The organism is Thermosporothrix sp. COM3, assembly GCF_059696735.1.
Map to the genome: position 1 here is coordinate 1928571 of NZ_AP019376.1, position 23241 is coordinate 1951811.

The window sequence follows — 23241 nt, forward strand, 5'->3', positions numbered from 1 at the left end:
GCTATGACGGGCAGGCTGCCGCAAAACTGATTGATCGGGATGCCAGTACAGGGCATATCTATCAATAAAGGTCATCAGTACCTCAGTTCAAGATTATGTGCTCTCTCCAGTAGAGACATAGTGAAACAATAGAGAGAAAGAAGAATATCATGAAAATCTACCCTCCATCCTATCCGCCGCGCCTGTTCTGGGTGTTTGGTAGTCTGTTTGTCGTTATAATGGCCGAGCTTTGCCTTGTGCTGGCTCACTTGCTTGTCTTCCCTGTTTTACTCGAAAATATGTTCTTTCCGGTAATTGTCGTGCTGGCTGCTCTGATAGCCTGGGCGCCGATGTGGTGGGCCGGGATGGTACGCTCCGCACATCGGACGATCTGGGAAGGTCTTCTTTTTGGGGTGCTCATTAGCTTTTTAGCGTATCGTATCCTGTTCCTGATAGTAGTTATCTCTGTGCTGCCGTCTGCGATTGGCAAACATTTCATAGATGAAATGGTCTTCATGGCGCTTATAATGTGCACTGGGATATTGTGGACAGGCTGGATTACGCTTCCGTTGGGAGGCCTGGCCGGAATACTGCTCACTCTGCTTCAGAAGTGGCTTATGCGGGAACCTATCTGGCAAAGCAGGGGGAAGGAGAAGAGATAGCGGTTATCTCTTCCAGGTAAGATGGTTTTGTGTGGCAGGCTTCATAGAGAGAAATGAGTATGTGTCATTGATGCATTTTCAAGGAAACAGGAGAAAATCCGTATGGCAAGACCACATGTTGTCCAGGCACATCTTGTTGAACGAATGCTTTTTCACTTCCGGGTAAGTCCGGAGGCGCTTGTGAAGCGACTTCCAGTGCCATCGCTCTGGCCTCAAGTTGTGAACGGATCTGCTATCGTCTCGTTGTGTTTTTTGCGTCTTGATAGTGTGATGCTTTCTCTGCTGCCTGCTCGCTTTGGATTGGCCATGCAGGCCTGTGCATATCGCTGTGGTGTGATCGATCTGTTGGTAGACAGGCCAGAGCCGGGTGTCTACATATGGCGCCGATATGCGGATAATCCGTTGTGTACGGCGCTAGCTTCGTGGGTCTTTGCAAGCTCGATGACACCTATTCGTGCTGTGTTGGCGAACGATGGCGAGAACTCCAGGCTGCAGATTCAATATCCGGATGGTCGACCCCTGTTTTGCGCAACAATGCAGCCAGCGGATGAGATCCACTCTGACGTTTTTCATTCGCTTGAGGACAGTCAGCGCTTCCTCACGCAGGGCATCACGAGCTATACGCCGAGCCTCTCTCAAGGGAAGCTTGCTCGGATCGATTTGGAGGGACAATCAACCCGCTATGAAGCTCTGAATGCCTCAGTCGAGTATAGCGAGCTGGACCAATTGTGGCCTGACGTCGAGCTCACGTTTGATAGCGCTGTGCGAGTGGTCGAGGGACAGTATCGCTGGATATATCAGGGATGCGTGAAGGAGAAAGCATACTATTGTCAGAAGTATGCAGTGGCATCGAGAAAGACCTTTGTGCCCGTTTAAGCTGTGATTCTGGCGACTCTCTGCAAGATATTGCAATGGCATACATTGAAAACTCTTGTATGTCTTCGATGTATGCCACCTGAAATCGATAGGAGAAAGTACTAAAAGGGGAATGATCTTGACAAAAAAGAGGAAGGTGTACTACAATCGCATACAGGGCATGTACGCTGAAGATGTGGGAAAGGTATTGATACATTCTCCGCACTCAATTTCTTGCCTTTGTTCAAGCAACGAGCGGGCAACACTTCCATGCCAACCTGTATCGGTGCTTTATTCCTGCGTTGCGTTTGCCCTTTCGCTCTTTTTTGTAATGTGGTTGTATCTGATGGAACGGGATCGAATACTTGAAATGGATATAAAAGATTCGGAGGTTTTGACTGTTATGCCAGTAGTGTGCCAGGAATACCGACTTCCTCTTCGCAGAAAGAGGGACAAAGATCAGCTTGCTTGTATATCTATCTCGTCACGGGAAGTGGTTTCTTTCCCGTTGTGAGGCGTGTTTGAGTGCACCATTTTAGAGATGAGATATGCCAGCATGATGGTGAGGTAGAGAATGCACACCAACAGTCAGGACGCTTCGACCGATTTTCCTCGATGTTTTGTCCTGTTGCGATTTTTCCTCTCCATCCCCTCTCTTATTGTAGTGAACTTCATCTTTTCAAGGAAAGAGATCATGCTATGACAACAGGACTTGCTGACTTTTTTAATATAATCGTTGGGACAATCTTACCTTGCTCAATTTGTTCGCCGAGCTTTCAGATGAGCAATTGGACGACATAACGCCTGGAACCTATGGTAGCATATGAAATACCCTGTGGCATATTCTATCCTGTAAAGAAGGATATGTTTGTCATTTTACAGGAACAACTCATTGCCTCCTCTGAAGGAAATGGCTGAATTCACGGGTTTTGCTGAATTGCGCCGACGCGCCGAACGCTCGGGAAGCGAGCTGATCGCCATTGCTGAACAACGGGACTTCAGCGATTCTGGCTGGATGGTGGAGCCTATGAGTCACCTGCTATCATCGTCCTGATTCAAGCTATCAATCACGGCGTTGATCACCGCTCACAGATTGCCACGATCTTGAGCTTGCAGGGTATCGAGCCTCCCGATCTTGCTGGATGGGGCTATAACGATGCCATGCTTGCTGAGCGTGATAAGAAGCGCCAGGCGTATAAACAGCACAAGCAGGTAGCTATGTGGACAGGGAGAGCAATGCCTGTATGCTGCTGATTGCTTGCTCGGTGTCGCGGAAATGGATCGCGTGCAAGCCAAGCTGTCGAGCAGCCTCAACGTTGCACTCCTTGTCGTCAACAAAGATCGCTTCCTCGGCCTGAACTTCCAGACGAAGAAGTGTTCTTTGATAGATGCGGGCGTCCGGTTTAGAAATGCCTTCCTCCTCATCAAACACCATCAGGTCAACCAGCTCGTTCAGCCGGAACTTGCGGTTGAGCGCCTCACGGGACCCTCCATTGCAAATGGTTGCCGTTTGGTAGTATGGGCGGAGCTGCCGGACAAAGTGCACAAATGCTTCATTCAGCCGCTCATAGCGCTTGAAATCGGGAATGACGGGCCCGTGTTGTGCGTCTCGTTCATATTGTGCCTGATCAAATAGAAGAATGACCCCACCAATATCAAGAAGAATCGCTCGAATTGTCATACCTGTTTCCTCCTATGCTGAAATAGAATATCCCTTCTGATACTATACCCGAAAAAAGGTACAGGCTCGCGGAAAACAAGCCCGTACCTTCAGATGCATTCTAGCGATTGAGGGCGGCCTGCGCTTGCTGGTAGGCTACATCAAAGGCTTTTTCGGCCTCAACCGGAATATCGGGTTGTACACCGGTTCCCTCCCAGTTTGTCCCACTGATCGGGTTCACCGAGCGCAGATCGGGAATGAAGGCCTCAAAATGCTCCGTGATGGGATAGCGGTGTCCCATGTGCGCGCCACCACCTGTTCTTTCACCAATCACGCAGGCGCGTTTTAGCTGCTGAAGCGTATAGGCGAAATCTTCTCCGCCAGAAAAGGTACGCTGACTGGTCAACAGGTATACAGGCTTTGCAAGATAGAGCTGGCCGGGAACATAAGGAAGCGTCCACGCCTGATAGAGCTGATTCGTTCTGCGGTCGAAGCAGCCTGTAAGCTGCGTTGGTGGCTCATGCAGAATATCAAAGAAATAGCTACAGAGAAACTGCACCATCAGCGATTCTCCGCCAGTGTTGTTCCGCAGGTCGATAATCAATGCGTCGGTGTATGTCAGGAAAGTCATCGCGGCTTGCATGCTTTCACCGGCAATTCGGGGATGGATAAATGCATTGAGCTGAAAATACCCGATATTGCCTTCGAGAATCTCCACTTTTTGAAGACCATAATTACTGGTACGTCTCCGCCGCAACGCTTCAATCATCTCTTCTGTGTAATGGTCGTCTTCGTCCACTTGCGGCGAAACGCCCGCGGGATTGTAGAAGAGGCGCAGGTGCTTGTCGTGTGCGACGGTGTAGAGGTGCTCGGTAATAAGCGCCGCCAGGTGTTTGCCATCAGAGATCCCATCATAGCTCCCTGCTTCAAGATGGTGCCGCAGGACATGAGCGATCTCCTGTGCGACGTCGGGAAAAACATACCTCTCATCGAGCTGTTGGAGCAGCTTTGCGATCAAGGTTGAAGGTGTCAGGCTCTGTGATGTTGTTTCGTACATTCCAAAATACTCCTTTTTAATAATTTGAAACTTGTCTTCTTGTTGAGCATACGCTAGACTGCGCTGGAAGACAACTTTTTTACTCATTAGCGAATCAGAGGAGAATGTGAGATGGCCCGAATTATGTATCTGGATGCAGGCCATGCTGAAAACCTGGCTTTTAGCTATAGTCCATTACACGAAGCTGTGCGCAGTCTGCATGTCCTGACGCGGAGTAAAAGCCATCCGCTGCACCTGCCGTGGGTGCTGCGTACGCGCCGGCTGATGTCGCCTGCACTCAAGGCCGAGGTTGTGGCTTTCTCCTTCCTTTTTGGGAGTCGGATACCCGATATTTTTGAGAATGGCGCGCCTTCTATGCAGGACTTCCCCGCTTTTGAGGAGCAATTTCGGGTGATGCAGGCTCTTCCCACGACAAACTATGTGGAGCAGGTTGTCAATAACATCCTCCTGAACGACGAGCACTATTCATGTACACATATACTGGAGTCTCTCCCATTGCAACAGCAGATTGTGCAGCAGACAGCCGAGCAGTTTCCGGCCGCTCTCCCTGTGATGAAGGAAATGCTTGCCGACCCCGAAAAGGGACACGCTCGTTTTCTCAACTTCTTCGCTGATTACTGGACAACCTGCATCGAGCCCGAATGGCCGCAGCTTGAAGAGCTGCTTTTGCAGGATATACAGCAACGAGGACAGATGTTGTTTGAACAGGGGCCGCTCAAAGTGCTTGGCTCGCTTGCTCCACAATTGTCGGCCTATCAGCATGGGGGGCAGATCACGTTGCAATATCCTGCACCACACGAGATAGAGATGCAGGCGAGCGAGCAACTCGTCCTTGTCCCTTCGGCGTTTGTCTGGCCACGACTCTCGTTCATGTATGCGAAAGCGAATGTGCTGCACGCGCTTGTTTACTCGATCCGGCGGTTTCAGGAAGAGGGCAGCATCCCGGTGCCGCCAGAACGCTTGCTGACACTGCTTCGTGCAGTGGGAGATATGACCCGGCTACAGATTTTGCGCCTCTTGAGCCAGCGACCTCGCTCTACACGCGAGCTGGCAGGCCTGCTCAATCTTTCGGAAGCCGGGATCTCGAAGCAGGTAAAGCTCTTGCAGAGTGCCGGCCTGGTGACGGCAGAGCGGGCGAGCTATTATGTGCTTTACCGGAGCGTCCGGAGCCCACTGACGGAGATCGCGCGCGGGCTAGAGGGGATCTTTCTCCCCGAATAAGACAATGCGGGCAACAGGTCTGAACCTGCTACCCGCGCGGGTCCGGGAGGCGAGCAGAAGTTATTCTACGGTACAGCTCTGCCCGTTGAGGATAAAGCTTGTCGGCTTGCCATTGGAGCCGCTCCATTCGCCATTGAAGCCGAAGGTGACGGAACCGTTTGGCGCGATGGTGGCGTTGTAGCCTGCATCTTTCACCGTGACCTGGCCATTGCTCTGGGTCATCGTCGCATTCCAGATATTGGTGATGCGCTGATTGTTGGGGAAGGTGAAGACAAGCGTCCAGCCGTTAATAGCCGTGCTTCCCGGATTGCTGATAGTGACGCTGGCAGTGAAGCCGTTGCTCCACTGATTCGCGATGTCATATTTCACCGAACAGACACCCGCTTTTTTGACTGTTATCTTCACTGCTGCTGATGTTGCTGTTCCTCCTGCATCATCATATGCTTTCGCGGTCAGTGTGTAGCTGCCCTCTGGTACGTTGGCCCAACTATAGCTGTATGGAGCGCTGGTGTCGCTGCCCAGAAGGGTCGAGCCATTATAGAACTCTACTTTGGTAATAGAGCCTCCGGCGCTGCTCGCGTTTGCAGTAATCGTGATGCTGGCAGGAGCATTAAAGCTTGCGTTATTAGCCGGGCTTGTAATGCTGACTGTGGGCACCGCCTGCCCGACGCTGATCGCGATCGGGGAAGAAGTGGTGCTATTTCCAGCATTGTCATACGCCTTGGCGGTTAGAGTGTAGCTGCCCTCTGGTACGTTAGCCCAACTATAGCTGTATGGAGCGCTGGTGTCGCTGCCCAGGAGGGTCGAGCCATTGTAGAACTCCACCTTTGTGATCTGTCCGTCGCTATCGCTGGCGGTAGCCTCAATCGCGACCGTTGCCGGCGCGGGTTTGAAGTTGCTGCCATCTTTCGGGCTGGTGATGCTGACGGTGGGTGCCGCGCCTGTGTCGACTGGCTCGTTACCCCAGACCTTTTTCTCGCTTTCGTACAGCGGGATATGGTCAAATTTAACGACGTCTTTGGTCAGGTTTTGATAAGACCAGTCATTTTTGGGGTCCCAGGATCCGGCACTGTTGATGCGGAATTGTACCTCTTTTTTATAAGCGTCCTGTCCACCAGGATAGAGTTTCGCGTTACATGTAACAGTGATGAAGTAGAGATTGCCCGAAACCTGCGTCGGCCTGGAGACATTATTTCCACACTGGGTGTAGTTGGTGGTGACGCTGATTTGATCGGGCGTCACGCCATTTTCCAGCGTGAAGTAATAGCGCAGTGAAAGCGTACTGGTGGCGCGAGCAGGCCAGCCGGTCTTGTTGATAAAGAGGGCCTTAATCTCGGTGAAAGTCGAGCCCTCGGCGTTGATTCCGGCCATAACGTAGAGTTCGTCGTCATCTTTTGGCTTATCGGGCATGGATGTTACCGGAGTGCCTCCGAACTCCTTGTAGAGCCGTGCCAGTGCACCTGTGAAGGCCGCGTTGTAGTCGGTCGCGACTTCATTTCCGGTGTAATCGGTTCGATCATCGGTGTACTGATCGTTGGCGGCTTTGGGTCCACCGACCAGCGCACCATAGAGGATATGGCGGTTATGAGTTGGATTTTGCAGCGAGTCAGTCCACGAGCCGTGTGAGGTGCGGTGATGCGGATCTTGAGGAGGGCAGGCCCCGAAGCCAACGACGTAGCTACAGTTGCGCGGATTGTCACCAAGCGCGTAGTTGATCTGTCTGACGCCGAAGTCGTGGTAGCGGCTATAGAGCGGATCGCTGCTTCCCAGATAATCGGCATAGACCAGAGCGACAAAAGCGGTATTCGCGGCATAACGTAGAGAACCCCACTCGCTCAAGAAGGCCTCGCCGCCCGGAGAATAGGTGATTTTCTGCCCATTGACACCAACCGTCCAGAAGTCGAGCCAGCGCTGTGCATCATCCTTATACTGCTGTTTACCTGTCAGTTTAGCAAGCAGTACGTAGGCGCCATAGGATTTATCATCCCATGCAATGGTCCATTTGTAGGATTTGATGGTTGTTTGTGGCTCAGTACTCAGATTTGCGTAGTACTGTTCGGCTTTGGTTAAATAGGTGGAGTCTTTTGTTGCCTGATAGAGCCAGAGCGCACCCCAGACGAGTTCGTCATTATAGCCACTCCACGAGGTGTAGAAGCCGCCAGCAGGGATGCATGCATCATACTTGCCTCGATAGGTGTCGGCGAAGGTGTAGAGCTGTTTGGCATGGGTCAGCAGTGTGTCGGCATAGGTGGCATCGCTGGAACGGAAGACCATCGAGGCGGCGGCCATCGCGGCTGCTGTTTCACCTGCCAGATCGCTACCGGGGCAACTGGCATCGATCTTGTAGGCGGGACGCTTCATCGGCATGACCTCGGCGGGCCCCCACCACGCATGATCTGGGCCACCGTCACCCACTTGCCCCCAGAGCTCGTTGGGCGCGGTATGTGCTTTGATAAAATAGTCATTGACAAAGTGCAGATTGTTGAGGATGTGGGTCATCTGCCCGCTTTTTTGATAGGCATCCCCATATTCAAGAACACCCCAGGCGAGCATGGTAGCAGAAAAGGCCATAGGCAGGCCGAACTTGACGTGATCACCTGCGTCGAACCATCCTCCGGTCAGATCGTGACCTACGTCCTTGCCATCATCGAGAGCGGAGTCACCGCGCCAGGAGAGCCGGTTCCAGGAAGGAAGCTTCCCCGACTGCTGGGCTTCGTAGAAGAGAATCGCTTTTTGCAGCGCTTCGGCATAGTTGAATGCCGGTGCTGCCTTTGCCGGGTGGGTCGGGATGGAAAGCGCGCTGACGAGCATACTCAGACCCATGCTGAGGAGCAGCCCGTAACTGAGAGCGCGTTTCCACGTTTGCGCGAACATCTGTGTGACCTCCTTATCAAACTGTACGTCCTTCTTCAAGATGTACCATAGAATGATAAGAAGTTCAATTTTTCTGCTGAAGTGAAGAAAAACTGAAAATATCTGCCTGAAGTAAAAGAACAAATTCATCAGTTTTTGTTCAGTCCGAAGGAACAACATGCCGTGTAATGGAGAGATATGGGTATTCAAGGGGGCTCTTCTATGCTAAAATAGCAGGCAAACATAGTAGTTTTGCATAGAAAGAAAGACGAGGTTACCCCTCTTTATGACACCTTCGCTTCACTTCCCCCGGGGACTGCAACTCCAATTTTTAGGGCATGCAAGCTTTAAGTTGACCACGAGCAGTGGCAAGGTTATTCTTGTTGATCCCTGGCTGGAAGAGAACCCGGTTTGTCCGGAAGAATTGAAAAAGCAGGAGAAAGCCGATATTATCCTGATCACGCATGGGCATGCGGATCATCTGGACCAGAATCTCCCGCAACTACTCGAAAAGACCGGTGCGCCGGTTGTGGCTCCAACCGAGGTCCTGCGATATCTGACAGAATGTCGTGGAGTGAGCAAAACCGAGGCGATGAATCGGGGCGGCTCAATCCGGCTGTGCGGGCAGAAAATCTCGATGACTCTGGCCTACCACCATGCCTATGTCTGGCTCAATGATGAGCAGGTCGGCTATTTCCATGAGGCTGCGGGCTATGTGCTGGAAACCGAAGAGGGGCTACGCCTCTATTTTGCCGGAGATACCGGCGTTTTTGGCGATATGCAGTTGATCGGGAAGCTGTATCGCCCGGATATCGTGTTGCTTCCGATCGGGGATCGCTTCACGATGGGGCCTACAGAGGCCGCCTATGCGATTGAGCTTCTCAATGCCTCGTATGTGATTCCGTTCCATTATGGCACATTCCCGTTCTTGACGGGGACTGTCGGGGAGCTGCGAGAGGCGACGAAAGAGAGAGCCGGTCTCACCATTCGCGAGATGAAACCAGGTGAGGTTCTCACTGCGGAAACACTCTAAAAAAGAAGGAGTGTATGGGGAGAGAGCGTTCTATGCTCTCCCCCTTTTTTATTATCCGTGATTTGTGGAGACAATAACATTTCGCTGTTCAGGCGGACACATGATTCGTGACAAAAAATCATCCTTCTTAGAAGGAAACCGTGATACTGTGTCATGATGTCGGAAGAAACATTCTTTGCTTCCACTGTATTATGAAAAACGAGAAGCAGCTTTTAAAGAAAAATCTCTTCTTTCCGTTGAGTGGTAAGAGTGGATTTCTCCCCTCGATGTGCGAGGAAGAAATACGATACATGCAAGCAGCTATGCAATGCGATTTCTGCTCCGTGGAAATCCGAACAGTCTTATGCTATACTGGGAAATACATTTGCTGTTGAGGTGAATCGAGTAACATCCACTTTTGCAGCTTCTGAAGAGAAAGTGAGACATATCATGAAGACAGTATTTCCCAGGGGCTTTTACTGGGGCACGGCGACCGCTGCGCATCAGGTTGAAGGTGGCAATGTCTATAACGATAACTGGGTTCTGGAACATACGCCGGGCACTGCATACGTAGAGTCATCTGGTGATGCATGTGATCATTATCATCTGTATCCTGAAGATATCCGTCTGCTTGCTGAGCTGGGCTTTAACCTCTACCGTTTCTCGCTGGAGTGGTCTCGCATTGAGCCGGAGGAGGGCGAGTTCTCGCTGGCACAGCTTGAGCATTATCGGCGCATGCTGGCAACCTGCCATGAGCTTGGGATCACGCCAATGGTGACATTTCACCATTTCACGTCGCCTCGCTGGCTGGCCGCCGCCGGGGGATGGGAGGCGAAGGAGACACCCGAGAAGTTCGCTCGGTACTGCGAAAAGGTCATCAAGCACCTGGGTGACCTGATCCCGCTGGCCTGCACGATGAACGAGTTGAATCTGGGCGTGGCTCTCTGGTCAATGATCGGGTCACAGCGTTCGGAGGCCTGGTATGCAGCGGCTGCAAGAGCGGTCGGAAGCGACGCCGAGCACTTTGTCCCGTTCCTGTACGCTGATCCGCAAAAGGGGCGTCCCGTCATGCTGGAAGCGCATCGCCGGGCGGTCGAGGCCATCAAGGCAGGGCCCGGAGCGTGTAGGGTTGGTTTGACGCTGGCAATGCAGGATATTCAAGCAGGGCCGGGAGGAGAGGAACTTGCTGCACAGAAGCGGCGTGAGATCTTCGACGCATATTTAGAGGGAACGAAGGGTGATGATTTCATCGGCGTGCAGACATACTCTCGTGATCGCTACGATGCCAACGGGCTGATGAAGCCAGAAGAGGGCGTTGAGCTGACCCAGATGGGGTATGAGTTCTACCCGCAAGCGCTGGAAGCAACCATCCGCTACGCACACAAGGCTACGGGGCTGCCGGTATTTGTGACGGAAAATGGCCTCGCGACCACTGATGATACGCGGCGCGTGGCCTATATCGAGCAGGCATTGCAAGGCGTGGCCGCCTGCTTGCATGATGGTATTCCTGTTCAGGGCTATACATACTGGTCGGCGCTGGATAACTTCGAGTGGGTGTTTGGGTATCGTCCGACATTTGGCCTGATCGCGGTCGATCGACAGACGCAGAAGCGAACGGTCAAGCCGAGCGCCTACCGTCTGGGAGCGATTGCCCGCGCAAATGGCTTCTAGCAAGACGAACTGAGGAGACTACATCATGTCTCCTCTTTTTTTGTAGCCTTGTATGAGCCAGATTACCTGTACATGCGCATTTTTATTGCATCTGTGGATCAGTATTTGTTACACTACTCAAAAACGGGGAAATGGCAATGATCCCGGGAAGGATGCCAGTACATGGCAGAACAGGTAGGGCGCATAGGGCAACAGATTGGGCATTATCGGCTTATCAAGCTGCTGGGGCAGGGTGGGTTCGCAGAGGTCTATCTGGGTGAACATCGATACCTCGGGACACAGGCCGCTGTGAAGTTCGTTCATGCGCGGCTTGCGGGCGGGCGGGACATCTGTGTGAGCTGGGCCAGCGTTGTTTGTCCGATTCGGGGATGAATGTTCTGGCAGGCTGCTATGAGAGTTGACCAGAAGCGCAACGGGTCGCTGTCTCCACAATCAAGCGAGACCCAGGCAACCGTGAACGGCTCACCCTGCTCGCGGAGGTGGGCGATCCATTAGGTGATGAGGGTTGTTTTGCCGAACCCGGCGGGCGCGTGCAGCACTATGAGCTTCTGCTGTTTCCAGGTGTCGAGTGTTTCGAGCAGCCGCGTGCGCCTGATGAGCTGGAGGGGTAGCCGGGGCGGATGCAGTTTTGTTTCGAGAAGCGGAACCAGGCGCTGTGGCTCTCTGGCGGGCGTTGCTGCCTGTTGTGCAAGCGAGCGGGCAGCTTCTTCCAGACGTGCGAATGAGAGCCGGTTTCCCAGATAGCGCTTACGGGTGCGCTGCTCCCATCGACGATACGCATACCAGTAGCCGGCGCCACGCGCGCGTGTCTCTTTAATGGCACTGAAATGGCCTGCACGACCTTCAAAGCTAAATCGACTCAGTATTGTGGCCTGCTCTAACCAGGCGTCCTCTTCGTCCTGTCGGAATGTCTGATGCGGAGCTCCATCCAGGGTCAGCGTGTATCGTTGTGTTGCTTCTGACCAGGCGAGCAGATAGTGCGGTGGCATGGTTTCCCCCTGTGTACTGGTTTCCCAACAAGAGTATACCAGATTTGCGCGCGTTCTACAGTTTTGGCTCTGTGGCTTGAAAATGAGTATGGCCCTGCGACCTCAGCAGGGCCGAGAGCGCTTATGCAGCCTGAGCGCTATTGTAGATGGCAAGGGCCTCGTTCCCATAGTAGGGAGAGTACATCGTATTGGGGTCGTTGGTGTATTGATAATCGTTATGCCCGTTCACATACCATGTGCCGTTACTCTGAACGAGCCAGCCACCGCCGCTGCTTCCGCCTGTCAGGTCGCACGAGATGCCAAGTGGTGGCGGGGTGCCCGTATCGTCTACGGCTTTATCGGCGAGGCACTCGAACATCTTTTTCCCGTTGAAGGGCGAGGCATGCGGATATCCCAGAGCGTGGAACGTCTGCTTCCGGTCTAGATTGGCTCCAAAAGCGACGCCACCCACAACATCGGTGAGATACTGACCGTTGTTCGCTTCAACGACTGCGGCCCCATAGTCGTGATCGACGGCCATCGGTGAAGCAGTCAGCCAGGTTTTGTCAGCGAAGAGCTGGCGGGCAGCCCATTTTCCCTTTGGGCAGTCGCCATCAAGGTACTGCGGGCAGAACATCCAGTTGGTGTAATAGTTGTCTTTGGAGCCATCCTGCGCGACGCAATGCCCGGCGGTGTCGACGGTGCTCTTGTTTTTGCTGATCACTGCCGTTCCCGAACAGACATAATCAAAACCGGTCTTGCTATCGGTGAAGAAGACTTTGCCAATGACAGCATAGGGAATGGAGCTATAGGAGGCTGGAGGAACCTCTTGTGCCTTGACTGGCGCGGGTTCAATCATATGGGGAGGTGCTCCGGTTTTGGAGGGTATGCCTGCCGGGGTGGCGTGTTCCATCCGGTCGGGCGTCCAGTAGCGCTTAATGAATTCGGCGCTCCGGGTGACGCGTTTGCCCGTGGCGGCGCTGACCGATGAGGGGTAGGTAAAACAGTTGAGGAGAATCATCAGACCGAAGATGACAAGAACGGTGTAGAGGCATGTTCTCCGTAAAGCTGGTTGTACCATAAACTGAATAGCCTTTCTGAGCTAGTGCAGCACAACAGAGCAAATCTATTGTCTTCCAATCTGGCTCTCGCTGCATCTCGAAAGCCAGCGGAGGATAGCATGCCAGCTTGACAGGCAAAAGAGAGAATGGAGAACAGAATCTCTTCTCTTCTTGAGCATACCATATGTTGTATCTCACTTCAAGTATTTTCGGAGCTTCTCTGTGGTAATAGTTATATATTTCCGGTTATAATAGATATACATCTGCCACTCTTTGTGTATATGGGGGGATAGAAATGCGTATGGAGATGGGAAGAAACGAGGGGAAGTAATGGTTAAGAAATGGAGAGCGAGTCAGTGCACGCTCTCCTGCCGCTTCTGAATGAATGCCTCAATGCCGTCCAGAACGCGCTGTAAGCCGAACTCGAAATCATCGATGGCCCACTGCAAATAGTAGGTGTCAGCATCTCCCGACGGATAGAATGCGCCCTCATGTGCGATTTCGGTGATGGCCGGGAAGCGTTCGGGACTGAAGAACTGATCAAGCAGGGGCTCCCTTTCCTGCCACCATTGCGCGTCATCCTGTCCGGTCTGCTGAGCCGCAAGCGCAGCCTCTATTGCACCCTTTGCTGCTCCGCGCACGTAGCCGATAATCAGATCAACCACCGAGATGCGCTCTTTTCCGGTCAGCCCTGTATCTCGAATGGCCTGTAGCGTGGCCTCGTATAACATGGTTTCATTTGGACCGAGCAGTGAGCGAACGGTGGAGACCTGGAGCATCCAGGGGTGACGTTGATAGAGCTGCCAGTCCTCGCGAGCGCGTAGTTCAAGCCGGGGACGCCATGTGCCCTCGATGCTGGTGGGGAGTTTCTCTTCTCCGATGGCGGTATCAAGCATAACATCGAGCAGTTCAGCTTTTCCCGGGACGTAGGTATAGAGCGACATCACGCCAACTCCAAGCCGCTCGGCGACTCGACGCATCGAGAGCGCGGTCAATCCCTCGGCGTCGGCAAGCGCTATCGCAGTTTGTACGATCCGTTCAACGCTCAGGTTGGGCACCGGTCCCCGGCTCGGGCTTTTGCGTTTGCCCCAGAGCAGTTCAATACTTCGCTGCGGGTCCCCTTTGCCGCTATATTCCATCGTCGTGCAACTCCGTCCTGTGTCGTTTTTCTCTTTCATCATAACAGATTGGCCGTTGTCTTGCTATCTTTTTCCCCCTTGCAAATTCCGTACGACGTACGGTATAATAAGGATCGCTTTTCAATTCTGTACAGTGTACGGAGTTTTGAGGCCCTGCGGAGGGCCAGAAAGGGAATCAATGCATACAAAAGGGTTCGCAATCCTGGCAAAGGGATTATACAAGCGGTATGGCAAGCAGCAAGCGCTTCAGGGGTTCAATCTTGCGGTGCCGGAAGGGACGGTGTGCGGTCTGCTCGGGCCGAACGGTGCGGGCAAAACAACCGCTGTCCGAATTCTGACTACTCTGTTACATGCGGATGAGGGGACGGCTGAAGTTGCGGGGTTCGATGTCCGGCGGCAGGCCGAGCAGGTACGCTCCCGCATCGGCTTACTGGGCCAGTATGCGGCATTGGATGAGATTTTGAGCGGGCGGCAAAATCTGCGCATGTTTGCTCGCCTGTATCATCTGGGAGCAGCAGAGGCCCGGCGCCGTACTGATGAGCTGCTGGAACGGTTCGATCTGATTGGGGCGGCAGATAAGTCGGTCAGGCACTACTCGGGCGGCATGCGGCGCAGGCTCGATCTGGCGGCCAGCCTGATTATTGCCCCGCAGGTGCTGTTCCTCGATGAGCCGACGACGGGGCTTGATCCGCGTAGTCGTAACGAGGTCTGGACTGCTATCCGCTCGCTGGTGGCCGATGGAACCTCGGTTCTGCTGACGACACAGTATCTTGAGGAGGCCGATCAGCTCGCCGACTCCATTGCGGTCATTGAGGGTGGGCGCATTATCGCAGAAGGGACGCCCGATCAATTGAAAGCGCGGCTTGGAGGAGATCGCATTCAGGTGGTACTGCATCGGGCCGAGGAACTGCCCGCTGCCGAGAGCATCATCAGGCGCGTAACCGCTGCGGAGGTGACGGTTGATGAGGATAGGCGGCAACTGAGCGCGCTGGTACAGCAGCGGGTCGTGGCGTTGACCGAAGTTGCGCGGGCTCTGGCTGATGCAGAGATCGAGGCTGAAGATATCGCGCTTCGGCGCCCCACGCTCGATGAGGTCTTTTTGCATCTGACCGAGAAGCATGAGGAGGTGATGCTATGAGGACAGAGCGTACAACGCTTTTCACGCGGTTCTATTGGGCGCTGGCTGATGCCTGGACGGTAACACAACGTGATCTACTTCATTGGATGCATCAGCCCTTTCAAGTCATTGTGAACCTGCTCTTTCCGGTTATGTTTGTGCTGCTCTTCGGATTCCTGTTCGGTGGTAGCATGACGGTGCCGGGCGGGGGAGACTATCGCGAATTTCTGCTACCCGGCATGTTTGCCATGACGATGGTGTTCGGCTTTGAAGCAACCTTCCTTGCGATCACAACCGATATCAACCGGGGCGTGACCGACCGGTTTCGCTCGATGCCGATGGCGGCTTCGGCGATCCTGCTTGGGCGCAGTATTGCTGATCTGCTGAACTCGGTGTTGAGTCTGATTGTACTGTGTGTGGTAGGGTTGCTTGTCGGCTGGCGCTGGCATGGCAGCTTCGGGGAGGCTCTCCTTGCGATGGGATTGTTGTTGCTGTTGCGCTTCTCCTTGCTCTGGGTCGGGATCTATCTTGGTCTGGTCATCAGGAATACCGAAGCGGTCTCACTGGTGCAAATACTGATCTGGCCTATTAGCTTTCTCTCGAACATTTTTGCCGCAGCGGAGACTATGCCCGGCTGGCTTGGGGCGCTGGTTGAGTGGAACCCGCTGTCATCGACGGTTACAGCGATTCGCGTCTTGTTCCACAATCCCGGCGCGGACGGTGCATCCTGGGTTGCGCATCACAGCCTGTGGATGGCGCTGCTCTGGCCGCTTCTTCTACTGGTGATCTTTTTCCCGCTCTCGGTGCGGCGCTACTGGCGACTGAGCCGATAGACGGTTTTTCAGCGGTTGTTCCCCTGCGCAAGTAGCGGGCCAGCAACCGCTGTTGAAGGCGCAACCTGGTCGCTTCCCTGCTTTTAGCGCTATTATGCTATTTCACCGCTGGAAGCGTTTGAGCGGGAAGCACCGAAAGATCCCGTCTTTCTCGTGCCCGAGCTTGCATCTGTCAGTGAAGCAACATGGGGCAGCGCTAGTCGAGGGCCCGCGGGGCCATGCAGACCGGGGGAGCCTGCACGGCGGGATGAGAGATGATCTACCAGGCAACGGGTAGATGGGCCGGACCAAAAGTCAGCCCTTCGTCTGCCCGCCAGGGGACTTCTGAAGGCGCGACCGCAAGGTGAACGTTGGGGAGCCGTTTGAGCAGGGTGTGCCAGAGCACCTGCAACTCCATCCGGGCGATCTGCTGACCCAGGCAGGCATGAATGCCGCGTCCAAAGCTCATGATGGGCTTCAGCTCACGATCGAAGCGGATCTCGCGGGCCTCGGGGAAAACAGCCGGGTCGTAGTTGGCGGCGTGTGGTACGAGGAACACCACTTCTCCGGCGGGTAGGGTTGTTTCACCCAGTTGGACCGGCTCTCGGGTGATACGCGGTCGGCCCTGCCCGATGGGGGTGATGCGCAGGATCTCTTCAACCGCGTTGGCCCATTGCTCGGGCGAGTCGAGGCGGGCGCGAAGCTGCTCGATCAGGTCGGGGCGTTGTAGCAGAATGAACGCAGAGTTGGTGAAGGTCGTGCTGACCGTTTCAAAGCCCGCGCCGATGAGGGCCATCGCGAACCCATACATCTCGGACTCTTTCATCACCTCGTCGCCCTGCTCATGCGCCCGGATGAGCAGACCAAGCACGTTATCACCCGGGTTCTGCCGCGCCTGCTGGATAATGGGCGTGAGATACTGGGCCAGCTTCATGCCCTGGGCCTGCTTTTCTTCGGTGCTGGCTGTTGTCGAGATCATGATTCGGGCCGATTCGCGGTACAGGTGTTCCTGGTCGCGCGGGACGCCGAGCATCTCACAGAGCACGGTCATCGGGACCTGAAGCGCGTAATCCTCGAACAAGTCAGCGGGAGGGCCGGAGCGCTCCATTGCATCGATCAGCTCATGTGTGACCTCGGTTGCGCGAGGCCGGAGCTTGTTGGCGGCTTGCACCGTGAACGCGGGTGCGACGACGCGGCGGAGCTTGTTGTGTCGTGCATCAGAGACAGAAAAGATCGCCCCTGCCTCTGAATCTTCCACACCGGTCACTTTGCCTGCTTCCAGACGGGGGACATCTCCGTCAGATGCCAGAATCGCGCCACATCTGGGGTTTGCGAAGGCCTGCCCGATCTCGTTATAACGGGTGGGGACAAACGCATCTCCACCATAGGGCATATGAACGCGAGCGACCGGGCACTGTTCCCGCAGCCGGTCATACTCCTCGGGAAGCTCCAGGCTATGATCTGCGAAGGGAAATGGATATGATGGGAGCTCTACTTGATCGGTCTCATTGGGGCGTGCCAGTTGTTCTTGACTCATTGTGTACTCCAATCTATACGCGCTTCCAGCGCCTGGCTGAAAGAACTGCATGGGTGGATGTAGAATTCGTGTAGCATGCAGGATGGTCATTTATAGGTAGCGTTATAGGTCCTCATCATTGGTTTTAAGGATGAGTTGAGAGTGATCGTCTTCCTCTTCTACAACAAAAACCTGAGCGGGACAGGCGTCAACTGCCTGTTGTACCTGCTTCAGAAGTTCCAGGGGAGGGCGCTGCTGAAGCAGTTCCACGACACCATCACTGTCGCGCTGGCTGAAGACCTTGCTACAGGCCAGCACGCAAGACCCACTGGCCGACTGGTCAACGCGGTTACTTTCACGTTTTCCTGGCTTTCCTTTCTCATCTGTCTGGTCGCCTGAGGATTGGAAAGGCTGCCTGTGACGAGGCGTTCGCCTTTTTCCCTCAGGGAAGACAACTCGCACAACAGGGAGTGATCGGGTATACTGTATGACATCCATGTCACTTGCTATTGTACTGCCATCTGCTAACTTACGTCAATGGGAGCAAAAAGGAAAATGAATGACACATTTTCTCCGGGATATGAGACGCCGGCGGCCATCAGCTTACGCGAACGCAAGAAACAACTGGTGCAGGCCACGATCGAGGAGACCGCCTTGCGGCTGTTTCAGCAAAAGGGATACGAGCAAACATCGATTCAAGATATCGCGAATGCTGTGATGATGTCCACTCGAACCTTCTTTCGCTACTTTGCCTCAAAGGAAGAGGTGCTTCTAGGCTCGACGCATGCTGCTCTTCACGACGCACTTCAGTATCTGCAACAGCTTGCGCCTCTGGAGACGCCGCAGGCCGCGCTACGAGCGACGTTTCTGCATCTGGCGCGCCGCTATCAGGATCAGCGGGCCAGCTTCTTGAGCCGCTATCTGGTGGCGAAGCAAACCCCGTCAATCGCTTCTATCTATCTGTACGCGCTTATGGAGCGGGAGCAGGCAATTGCTGAAGCTCTGCATTCCCGGTTGGAGCCGGCTACAGACCGCATCGAGATCCAATTGCTGGTTGGTATCTATATGACTGCGTTTCGGATCGCCGTTGAGCAATGGCTGAATCAGGGAGCAGAAGGTGAGCTTGCCTCATTGCTGTGTGTATATCTGGATCGCTCTGCGGCGCTGGCTCGCCAGATGTAGAGGCACCTGCTTTCTGCTCCTGTGACGATACACATTCGGTAGGAAGACGCCGGCTCCGCGCTGTGAGATGAAACGCGCGTGGACGAGCTACAGTGCTGCGTGGCTCCTCTTGCACCAGGGATCATGGAAGAGCTGAAACCAGGCGTCATAATGCGGCCTCTGGCTGGTTTCAGGAAAGGTTCATGTGGCGCGATCCGTTGAACGCACAGGCATTATTTTGTATCTTTCAGGATATGGAGCTGTGAGAGGAGCCAGAGCAATGGGTCTTCCACGTGCAAAGGGTTGGCGATGACGGGTTTGTAGGGATCCTCTACAGGCTTGCCCAGCGCAGACCCGCCAAAATAAGCGTAGGTGTGAAACTCGCTCCGCATGGTCTGGGTAAATTGCAGGCCGATCCATGAAGCAAGCAGGCTGCTTACTTCGGTGCTAATCGATTGTAAGCGCTTCGCTATATCTCCTCCGCTATAGGTTACAGGCCGAAGTAGCGGGGACCCCGAGTAGAGATGAGGCCAGACAAGGTCCATTTTTGTCAGTGTCAGTGCAACAGGAATTTTCACCTTCTCGGAGGGCCGAAGAATGCGCTCGCTCACAAAAGTGTCTTTCAAGAGCAAAGGGTATTCTTCAAGTGTGGCCTGTGTCATTGTGGGGCTGCTCTGCTGTCCAAGCATGTCGCGTACGGTGGTAATAGAGCAAGGATCGATCAAAAAGAGAATGCCGTGTACCTGATGCATATATCTTTTGAGCACGGCGCTATCAGAGGTAAAGTCTGCGCCAGAGGTATCAAAAAAGCCCACATTGACCGTTTTTTTGGCGCCATTCCGCTGCTCAAGCGTAAAGCGGAAACTCAGCGGATACTGACCCAGGGGGTCTGTCTCAGCCGATTTTGTGGCGGCAAGTGCTTTTTGCTGCTCGAAAAGGGGGGCATAGGTCTTGTTCCAACGCAGCCTGGCAGGCTCTCCCAGGGGACGAACGGTCATTTTCATGCGAGGGCCAACCTCACGCTGAAGCTGCGTGATAAGGGACGCGAGATAGTGTGTTTTGCCTGACCCCTTGCTTCCAAAGAGCAAAAAGAAATACTGGTCTACCTGCCCTATGTCCTGAGGAAGTTCACTGTGACATCGGGGGCAGATGCGTAGTGTTGCCAGTTGTTTGCAGCTATCACAGTACATCCCCGGGAGCATCCGCTTCTTTCCAGGGATCAGGACGCGTCCCATACGCAGAACATCTTTGCTCCCGCTTACCCGACTATAGGGGGTATCGGGAATGCGGCCTAAACACCCCGAAAAGGTACAGCGAAAGTATGCCTCGTGTGGGGCAAACGATTCACAGCAAAACGGGCAGAGCCACTTTTTGGCGAAAGGAAACATCTTCTAATTTATCCTCAGCTTATCTTCGTGTGGGTGACAGATATCAATCTCCTGATAGAGCGCGTCATCTTCCAGGAAGAGCTTACAATAGGTTCCCGGCGCCACTTCCTTTATCGGAAGCGGAAACGTGCGCCCTCTTCCATTGATGGATGTTGGCTCAATGCGACAGATCATGGTCCCGTCGGTTTTATGGACAGGAAGCCTATCACGTGTCCCGATCAGGCGGAGCGTGGGCAGGGTCCCTGCTCGATCCGCGGCGATATGGAGGTGCGGAGTGCGTCGCCAGAGGGTTGGCCTCTTGATCTCATAGGTCAGGGTCAGCAGGTCAGTCGGGTGCACATGAAGGCGGACGCCCTGCGCCGGGATCTCTTCCGTGCCCTGTGTCACAAGCGCGGTGATACGAATGTAATAGTCTGTATCTTTGTCACAGCGCAACTCAAAGTAGCCCAGACGGTCGTACTCGGAACGGCTGACCTTCGTGTGGCTTGAGTACTCATCGTCCAACTCTGGCCAGCGCAACTGATGCGAAGAAACAATCACTTCCTGACAATTCGCGGGCCATTTCCATTGCAAGCGGAGCGCTGTATTCATGTTCTGCCAGCGCACATTCTGGACATCGTCCACGGTGGCAAGGCGATGCTCGGTGCCGATATAGGCCATTTTGTGAAAGAGCACGACCGGCAAATAGTACGTGACTCCCAGGGCGACTTTTGGGTCTACAACGGAATCGGGCTGATCTTCAAGGAGCTGCCCGAGCGTGTAGAGTGTGCTTTCCGCGATAACTTTCTTCTCATAGTGCTGCAAGGTGTGCGTCGACTTCAGAATGATCGCCTTCCCTTTTGCGGGTGGTGTCCAGCGGAGTTCAACCTCGCGCTCCGCTGAGGTGGAGCCGGGGCGCATGTGCATCTCTAAGGAATGAATCGGTGCAGGTGGCGGTTCCGGTATCGCTTTGACGCGCACTCCCGGCGCGGTAGCCAGCCGCCCATGCTGATCTTTGAAACGTGCGTACAGGGCATAGTAGTACGTCTGGTTATTCTGGACATCGCGATCAATGAACGAGGTTTGCGCTGGCACGCATTCGCCGATAACCTCGCCGTCGCTGGCGCTGGTTGGCGGTACATTTTGCTTGCGTACAAGGAGCACGGAGGCCACGTTTTTTGGCGGAACCCAGGACAGTTTGACCTGCTGGTTGCCCACCTCCGCAAAAGCCTGCGTGACGTCTTGTAGCAAGAGTAACGGCTGCTCTAACAACGCACCATTCGCTGAGGGAACTCCCTCGCACTCGGCAAAGATGGCGTAGTAGAGCGGCACGCCTGTTTCGGGCCGACTGTCCTCATAATGAAGCCCCGGCACGGTGTCGAGCACGGTTCCGTCTCTAGATGAATGCGGCTGTGTCAGGCTTTTGCGCACGATTACATACATGACGCCCTCTGTTGAGGATGGTTGCCACGATAAGCTGACGATCCCGCCGCGGGTCTTCGCCTGCAAGTTCGTCGGTGCCATTGGCGGGATGGTTCTGAGCAGGTCACGCGCCTCTTGATAGTCGGGACAAAGCGCGAGGGCCTGGCGACAGAGCGCGATCTTTTCATTGTTGGGGAGGGTAGCGACCGTCGCTCGTTGGAACAACGAACGAACCTTCGAGAGCTCGCCCTGAATCTCGTTGAGTTTCTGGGCGCGGTTTGGCAGGATGGCCGCCGCGGGCCCTTCGAGATATTGTTTCGCCGTAATATATTTTTTCTGATTCAGCAATTGCTGTACATGGGCCTCAACCTTGCGCAACTCAGCGTGCAGGCGCTGTAGCTCGCTTTGAAAGCGCTTGATCTCCTGTGAATAGCGGTCCGCTTTTTTGGGCTGCCAGAGCGTTTTCATTTCGTCCAGGAGTTGTTGCGCCTTCTGCGTATCGCGTTTCTTGAAGAGATCTTGCAGCTCTTGCAAGTGGATCTCGACTAAATAGCGGTTTCCCACAGGAAAGCCACAATGTCCGCATGCATTGGCTTCCGGGCGAATCGTTTCGTTACATTCGGGGCATTGGATAAAGAGCGGTTGGCGGCACTGTGTGCAAAACTTCTGATCTGCCTCATTTAAGGTGTGACAGCCTCCACAGCGTACTTTCTGTGACTTCTCTTCGGCTGGCCGGACATGCACCAGCCATTTATGCGCTTTCGCCTGCTCTTTCAACTGGAAGAGGGCTTCCTGCCGATCCCACCCGGCCTGTTGGGCCTCATTCAGAAAGAGCTCCGTTTGATTGTAGGTGATTTCCTTCTCGACTGACTGGTTGATTTGCTCCTCCAGGACCTTGAACAGGCTGGCGAATTTAAGTTGTCGCAAGCTCTCATCGTATTGCTTGCGCTTGTCCTCGGAAGAGAAGATGTCCTTTGCAGAGCCGGCCAGATCGCTTTTCAGCGTGACTTCCTGCGTCTTTGTGGCGATTTTGGAGACATCTCGATAGAGCTGTTCGGCTTTCTGTTGCAGGATCCTGGTGCTTGTCGTCTCGGGGCAGCCCAGAAGCTCATAGAGGGAAGACATATTGAGATCGTTGAGCTTTCCCGCGATAGCCTTTGCTCTGCTCGGCTCAAGCGCCTGTCGGGTGACCTGCTGCTCCGCGCGAATTGTGACTGTAATGCGATTCCTTATCTCTTGCTCTGGATAGAGATCCTGAAACTCTTTGATGAATTTGTCAATTTCTGTCTGGCTGGCCGACTCTTTCGCGTTAAAAAATTCCAATCGCTTCTCGAACACTTCAACGCGAGCTGCCTGCTGAGAGGCCAGTTCTTTGAGCGCCTCATCCCTCTCCTGAGCCCTCAGCGCGTCGTCTTCCATGACTTTGCGTATCTGGGGAATAAGCTCAAGGTTTCGCTGTGCCTGAGAGGCCTTTTGACCGACTGATAGGCTCCTTTTTCGGCTCCATTCGACTTGCTTTGCTTTCAGGACCTTCACGAACTTGTCGGGATCCCATTCCTCATTAGGGTTGATATCCAGCAACAGGAAGAAGTTTTGTCTTTGGGTCTTTTTTTCAGTGCTCATACTATTTTTTCTACCAAACTTGCAAAATAGAATTCATTGGGTTATTATTGGTACGGAGTTGATTGGATCGGCAGTTCGCTTAAAC

General features: G+C 53.9%; 20 protein-coding genes. 10 read left to right on the top strand and 10 right to left on the bottom strand.

Annotated features, from left to right (window positions below; translation table 11 throughout):
• The first annotated feature begins 149 nt into the window (after positions 1 to 149).
• The 3 genes from KTH_RS08495 to KTH_RS08505 all read left to right on the top strand — a co-directional run bounded on the left by KTH_RS08495 (position 150) and on the right by KTH_RS08505 (position 2550).
• The gene (locus KTH_RS08495) at positions 150 to 641 is read left to right on the top strand and encodes a hypothetical protein (RefSeq protein WP_111323778.1); all 492 of its coding nucleotides are present in this window, start codon (positions 150 to 152) and stop codon (positions 639 to 641) included.
• Positions 642 to 743: 102 nt separating this feature from the next.
• A complete protein-coding gene (locus KTH_RS08500; RefSeq protein ID WP_111323779.1) occupies positions 744 to 1517 on the top strand; it encodes a DUF2071 domain-containing protein in 774 nt (257 codons plus the stop codon).
• An 889-nt stretch (positions 1518 to 2406) separates the two neighbouring features.
• Entirely contained in the window at positions 2407 to 2550 is a 144-nt protein-coding gene (locus tag KTH_RS08505; RefSeq protein ID WP_174843969.1) for a hypothetical protein, read from the top strand.
• A 162-nt stretch (positions 2551 to 2712) separates the two neighbouring features.
• On the opposite strand, the gene KTH_RS08510 is transcribed toward KTH_RS08505, so the two are convergent.
• Together KTH_RS08510 and KTH_RS08515 are read right to left on the bottom strand one after the other, a co-directional pair.
• Entirely contained in the window at positions 2713 to 3177 is a 465-nt protein-coding gene (locus KTH_RS08510) for an HAD-IA family hydrolase (protein ID WP_111323780.1), read from the bottom strand.
• Between the two features lie 100 nt (positions 3178 to 3277).
• The gene (locus KTH_RS08515) at positions 3278 to 4213 is read right to left on the bottom strand and encodes a S41 family peptidase (protein WP_170142696.1); all 936 of its coding nucleotides are present in this window, start codon (positions 4211 to 4213) and stop codon (positions 3278 to 3280) included.
• Positions 4214 to 4324: 111 nt separating this feature from the next.
• Between KTH_RS08515 and KTH_RS08520 the strand changes: the two genes are divergently transcribed.
• Positions 4325 to 5434 carry an ArsR/SmtB family transcription factor gene (locus KTH_RS08520; protein ID WP_111323782.1) on the top strand — a complete coding sequence of 370 codons (1110 nt, stop codon included), beginning with the start codon at positions 4325 to 4327 and terminating at the stop codon, positions 5432 to 5434.
• A gap of 60 nt (positions 5435 to 5494) precedes the next feature.
• Here the strand turns inward: KTH_RS08520 and KTH_RS08525 are convergent, their stop codons facing one another.
• Positions 5495 to 8308: a glycoside hydrolase family 9 protein gene (locus KTH_RS08525; protein WP_497617821.1), complete on the bottom strand. Its 2814-nt coding sequence runs from the start codon at positions 8306 to 8308 to the stop codon at positions 5495 to 5497.
• 265 nt (positions 8309 to 8573) lie between these two features.
• Here KTH_RS08525 and KTH_RS08530 point away from each other — a divergent pair, with 265 nt between their 5' ends.
• The 3 genes from KTH_RS08530 (at position 8574) to KTH_RS08540 (ending at position 11342) form a co-directional block, all read left to right on the top strand.
• A complete protein-coding gene (locus KTH_RS08530; protein WP_497617823.1) occupies positions 8574 to 9320 on the top strand; it encodes a metal-dependent hydrolase in 747 nt (248 codons plus the stop codon).
• A gap of 429 nt (positions 9321 to 9749) precedes the next feature.
• On the top strand, positions 9750 to 10970 hold the full coding sequence (locus tag KTH_RS08535) for a glycoside hydrolase family 1 protein (protein ID WP_497617825.1): 1221 nt from the start codon (positions 9750 to 9752) through the stop codon (positions 10968 to 10970).
• A 162-nt stretch (positions 10971 to 11132) separates the two neighbouring features.
• Positions 11133 to 11342 carry a hypothetical protein gene (locus KTH_RS08540; RefSeq protein ID WP_497617827.1) on the top strand — a complete coding sequence of 70 codons (210 nt, stop codon included), beginning with the start codon at positions 11133 to 11135 and terminating at the stop codon, positions 11340 to 11342.
• A 119-nt stretch (positions 11343 to 11461) separates the two neighbouring features.
• Here KTH_RS08540 and KTH_RS08545 read toward each other — a convergent pair whose 3' ends face one another.
• From KTH_RS08545 to KTH_RS08555, 3 genes are all read right to left on the bottom strand, one after another.
• On the bottom strand, positions 11462 to 11959 hold the full coding sequence (locus KTH_RS08545) for a hypothetical protein (protein ID WP_497617829.1): 498 nt from the start codon (positions 11957 to 11959) through the stop codon (positions 11462 to 11464).
• A 121-nt stretch (positions 11960 to 12080) separates the two neighbouring features.
• On the bottom strand, positions 12081 to 13019 hold the full coding sequence (locus KTH_RS08550) for a trypsin-like serine peptidase (protein WP_111323786.1): 939 nt from the start codon (positions 13017 to 13019) through the stop codon (positions 12081 to 12083).
• Between the two features lie 333 nt (positions 13020 to 13352).
• Positions 13353 to 14180 carry a TetR/AcrR family transcriptional regulator gene (locus KTH_RS08555; protein ID WP_211326218.1) on the bottom strand — a complete coding sequence of 276 codons (828 nt, stop codon included), beginning with the start codon at positions 14178 to 14180 and terminating at the stop codon, positions 13353 to 13355.
• Positions 14181 to 14316: 136 nt separating this feature from the next.
• Between KTH_RS08555 and KTH_RS08560 the strand changes: the two genes are divergently transcribed.
• Together KTH_RS08560 and KTH_RS08565 are read left to right on the top strand one after the other, a co-directional pair.
• Positions 14317 to 15276, top strand: coding sequence for an ATP-binding cassette domain-containing protein (locus KTH_RS08560; RefSeq protein WP_497617834.1), 960 nt, complete (start codon positions 14317 to 14319; stop codon positions 15274 to 15276).
• Positions 15273 to 16088, top strand: coding sequence for an ABC transporter permease (locus KTH_RS08565; protein ID WP_111323790.1), 816 nt, complete (start codon positions 15273 to 15275; stop codon positions 16086 to 16088). The genes KTH_RS08560 and KTH_RS08565 overlap by 4 nt, the downstream gene beginning before the upstream one ends.
• 259 nt (positions 16089 to 16347) lie before the next feature.
• Here the strand turns inward: KTH_RS08565 and KTH_RS08570 are convergent, their stop codons facing one another.
• A complete protein-coding gene (locus KTH_RS08570) occupies positions 16348 to 17604 on the bottom strand; it encodes a cytochrome P450 (RefSeq protein WP_497617835.1) in 1257 nt (418 codons plus the stop codon).
• A 102-nt stretch (positions 17605 to 17706) separates the two neighbouring features.
• Complete coding sequence (locus KTH_RS08575; protein WP_497617838.1) at positions 17707 to 18081, bottom strand: ferredoxin; 375 nt, start codon at positions 18079 to 18081, stop codon at positions 17707 to 17709.
• Between the two features lie 57 nt (positions 18082 to 18138).
• Here KTH_RS08575 and KTH_RS08580 point away from each other — a divergent pair, with 57 nt between their 5' ends.
• Positions 18139 to 18765 (top strand): TetR family transcriptional regulator, encoded by a 627-nt coding sequence (locus KTH_RS08580; protein WP_497617841.1) that lies wholly within the window; start codon positions 18139 to 18141, stop codon positions 18763 to 18765.
• A 212-nt stretch (positions 18766 to 18977) separates the two neighbouring features.
• Here the strand turns inward: KTH_RS08580 and KTH_RS08585 are convergent, their stop codons facing one another.
• The gene (locus tag KTH_RS08585; RefSeq protein ID WP_497617843.1) at positions 18978 to 20132 is read right to left on the bottom strand and encodes a hypothetical protein; all 1155 of its coding nucleotides are present in this window, start codon (positions 20130 to 20132) and stop codon (positions 18978 to 18980) included.
• 3 nt (positions 20133 to 20135) lie between these two features.
• Entirely contained in the window at positions 20136 to 23156 is a 3021-nt protein-coding gene (locus KTH_RS08590; protein WP_497617846.1) for a double zinc ribbon domain-containing protein, read from the bottom strand.
• Positions 23157 to 23241 lie beyond the last annotated feature (85 nt).

Bases quoted from the DNA above. Each gene is read 5' to 3' on its own strand.
- KTH_RS08495 (WP_111323778.1), top strand. From the start codon at position 150: ATGAAAATCTACCCTCCATCCTATCCGCCGCGCCTGTTCTGGGTGTTT.
- KTH_RS08500 (WP_111323779.1), top strand. From the start codon at position 744: ATGGCAAGACCACATGTTGTCCAGGCACATCTTGTTGAACGAATGCTT.
- KTH_RS08505 (WP_174843969.1), top strand. From the start codon at position 2,407: ATGGCTGAATTCACGGGTTTTGCTGAATTGCGCCGACGCGCCGAACGC.
- KTH_RS08510 (WP_111323780.1), bottom strand. From the start codon at position 3,177: ATGACAATTCGAGCGATTCTTCTTGATATTGGTGGGGTCATTCTTCTA.
- KTH_RS08515 (WP_170142696.1), bottom strand. From the start codon at position 4,213: ATGTACGAAACAACATCACAGAGCCTGACACCTTCAACCTTGATCGCA.
- KTH_RS08520 (WP_111323782.1), top strand. From the start codon at position 4,325: ATGGCCCGAATTATGTATCTGGATGCAGGCCATGCTGAAAACCTGGCT.
- KTH_RS08525 (WP_497617821.1), bottom strand. From the start codon at position 8,308: ATGTTCGCGCAAACGTGGAAACGCGCTCTCAGTTACGGGCTGCTCCTC.
- KTH_RS08530 (WP_497617823.1), top strand. From the start codon at position 8,574: ATGACACCTTCGCTTCACTTCCCCCGGGGACTGCAACTCCAATTTTTA.
- KTH_RS08535 (WP_497617825.1), top strand. From the start codon at position 9,750: ATGAAGACAGTATTTCCCAGGGGCTTTTACTGGGGCACGGCGACCGCT.
- KTH_RS08540 (WP_497617827.1), top strand. From the start codon at position 11,133: ATGGCAGAACAGGTAGGGCGCATAGGGCAACAGATTGGGCATTATCGG.
- KTH_RS08545 (WP_497617829.1), bottom strand. From the start codon at position 11,959: ATGCCACCGCACTATCTGCTCGCCTGGTCAGAAGCAACACAACGATAC.
- KTH_RS08550 (WP_111323786.1), bottom strand. From the start codon at position 13,019: ATGGTACAACCAGCTTTACGGAGAACATGCCTCTACACCGTTCTTGTC.
- KTH_RS08555 (WP_211326218.1), bottom strand. From the start codon at position 14,180: ATGATGAAAGAGAAAAACGACACAGGACGGAGTTGCACGACGATGGAA.
- KTH_RS08560 (WP_497617834.1), top strand. From the start codon at position 14,317: ATGCATACAAAAGGGTTCGCAATCCTGGCAAAGGGATTATACAAGCGG.
- KTH_RS08565 (WP_111323790.1), top strand. From the start codon at position 15,273: ATGAGGACAGAGCGTACAACGCTTTTCACGCGGTTCTATTGGGCGCTG.
- KTH_RS08570 (WP_497617835.1), bottom strand. From the start codon at position 17,604: ATGAGTCAAGAACAACTGGCACGCCCCAATGAGACCGATCAAGTAGAG.
- KTH_RS08575 (WP_497617838.1), bottom strand. From the start codon at position 18,081: ATGGATGTCATACAGTATACCCGATCACTCCCTGTTGTGCGAGTTGTC.
- KTH_RS08580 (WP_497617841.1), top strand. From the start codon at position 18,139: ATGAATGACACATTTTCTCCGGGATATGAGACGCCGGCGGCCATCAGC.
- KTH_RS08585 (WP_497617843.1), bottom strand. From the start codon at position 20,132: ATGTTTCCTTTCGCCAAAAAGTGGCTCTGCCCGTTTTGCTGTGAATCG.
- KTH_RS08590 (WP_497617846.1), bottom strand. From the start codon at position 23,156: ATGAGCACTGAAAAAAAGACCCAAAGACAAAACTTCTTCCTGTTGCTG.